General features: G+C 74.5%; 1 protein-coding gene and 3 pseudogenes. 2 read left to right on the top strand and 2 right to left on the bottom strand.

What is annotated here, in order from left to right; genetic code table 11:
* Positions 1–334 (top strand): annotated as a pseudogene (locus KN815_RS47865) (hypothetical protein); the annotation flags it as partial.
* 64 nt (positions 335–398) lie between these two features.
* Here KN815_RS47865 and KN815_RS47860 read toward each other — a convergent pair.
* Positions 399–854 carry a FadR/GntR family transcriptional regulator gene (locus tag KN815_RS47860; RefSeq protein ID WP_253209709.1) on the bottom strand — a complete coding sequence of 152 codons (456 nt, stop codon included), beginning with the start codon at positions 852–854 and terminating at the stop codon, positions 399–401.
* Positions 855–989: 135 nt separating this feature from the next.
* Positions 990–1,070, bottom strand: a pseudogene (locus KN815_RS51350) (GntR family transcriptional regulator); the annotation flags it as partial.
* An 8-nt stretch (positions 1,071–1,078) separates the two neighbouring features.
* Here KN815_RS51350 and KN815_RS47855 point away from each other — a divergent pair.
* Positions 1,079–1,960: pseudogene (locus tag KN815_RS47855) on the top strand (ABC transporter ATP-binding protein); the annotation flags it as partial.
* Positions 1,961–1,964 lie beyond the last annotated feature (4 nt).

Genomic DNA, 1,964 nt, shown 5'->3' with positions numbered 1-1,964 from the left:
CGACAGCGTCCCCCCGGCGCCCCGCCGCACGGCCCCGAAGACGCAGGCCCCCGCGCCCACCCGCGCGGGGGCCCCGGCGAGCGTGCAGGGCACGTGGTACTCCGAGGTGCGCGATCCGAACGGCAAAGCGCTGGTCATGACCGTGACCGGGGGCTCCTTGACCGTGGGATACCAGGGCAAGTCCTGCCCCGGGACGATCAGCGCGAGCATGGCCGTCGCCATGACCTGCCAGGGCGAGACCATCTCCGGCGGCACCGCGGTGGTCAGCGGCGACGGCCAGAGCCTCACCATCAACTGGCCGCAGGGGAAGCCCGACCGGTACGTCCGGCCCTAGCGCCGGTACGTCCGTCCCTAGGGCCAGTACGTCCGTCCCTAGGGCCAGTACGGAACGGCCGGGCTCACCTCCCGCCCGCCTCAACACCCCCGTCGCCCGCCTCGACACCCCCACCCCGCGCCTCCGTACGCCGCCGCTGCTCCTCGATCCGGTGCAGCACCGAGTCCAGATGCGTCTCGGAGGCGGCACGGGCCGCCTCCGGGTCACGGGCCTCGATCGCCCGCAGGATGGCCTGGTGCTCCTCGATCGTGGCGCGCCGGCGCGCGGCGGACAGTGAGGTCTCGCGCCGCCCCGGCTCGCCGATCTCGTAGACCCGGTCCAGCAGCCGCAGCAGCAGGGGGTTGCGGGTGTACTGGGCGATGGCGCGGTGGAAGGTGCGGTCCAGGTCGGTGAACTCGTGCCGCGTGGGCTCCCGTCGCATCGCGTCCAGCAGGGCGTGGAGTTGGACGATGTCGGCGGGGGTGGCTCGCCGGGCGGCGCGCGCGGTCACCGACGGTTCGATACCCGCACGCACCTCCATGACCTGCAACAGCTCCGCCGTGGCGTCGAGCCCCGAGGCGAGGATGTCGCCGCGCGGGGTGGCCCCGGGGTCGAGTACGACGGTGCCGGAGCCGGGGCGCCGGGCGACCAGTCCGCGGGAGGCGAGGGCGCGCAGCGCCTCGCGGACCGAGCCCCGGGAGACGCCGAGGCTCTCCGCGAGCTCCCGCTCCGGGTTGACGCGGGAACCGGGCGGCAGCTCTCCGCTCAGGATCAGCTAAGTCGACGGTGGGGCGGTGCGCCGTACGGCTGGACCGGCCGACCGCGGGCAGCGTGACGATCAACGGCCGCGAGGTGACCCGGCTGTCGAGGCGGGCGCTGCGTCCGCTGCGCAAGGACTTCCACCTGGTCTTCCAGGACCCGTCGTCCTCGCTCGACCCCCGGATGACCGTGGGTGCCATCGTCGCCCAGCCGCTGCGGCTGCACCGCCTGGCGTCCGGCGACGCCCTGCGCGACCGGGTCGCCGCGCTGCCGGCCCAGGTGGGGCTGCGGCCCGAACTGGCGCGGCGGCGGCCCCATGAGCTCTCCGGCGGGCAGCGGCAGCGGGTCTCGATCGCCCGCGCGCTGTCGGTCGATCCGCAGTTGCTGGTGGCCGACGAGCCGACGTCGGCGCTGGACGTCTCCGTTCAGGCGTCCGTGCTCAATCTGCTGGCGGATCTCCAGCGGGAGCGGCGCTTCGGCTGTCTGTTCATCACCCATGACCTGGCCGCGGTCGAGTATCTGGCCGACCGGATCGCGGTGATGTACCTGGGGCAGTTGGTGGAACAGGCCCCGGCCGCCGAGCTGTTCGCCGACCCCAAGCATCCGTACATCCAGGCACTGCTGTCCGCGGCGCCGGTGCCGGACCCGGACGCGCAGCGGTCGCGCGCCCGGATCGTGCTCAGCGGGGAGCTGCCCAGCCCGCTGGATCCGCCCCCGGGCTGCCGCTTCCACACCCGCTGTCCGCTCGCCGTCGACCGCTGCCGCACCGAGCCGCCCGCGCTGCGCGGACTGCGCGGACTGCGCGGACTTGCGGGCGGTGGCGGTCGGCAGGTCTCCTGCCATCTGGTGGCGGACGACGGAACGGCGCCGGACGCCTCGGCCCCCTGAGGAC

The organism is Streptomyces niphimycinicus (genome assembly GCF_018883605.1).
Lineage (GTDB): Bacteria > Actinomycetota > Actinomycetes > Streptomycetales > Streptomycetaceae > Streptomyces > Streptomyces niphimycinicus.
Note: the sequence above shows the minus strand (reverse complement) of the source record. Positions and strands in the feature narration are given on the sequence as shown.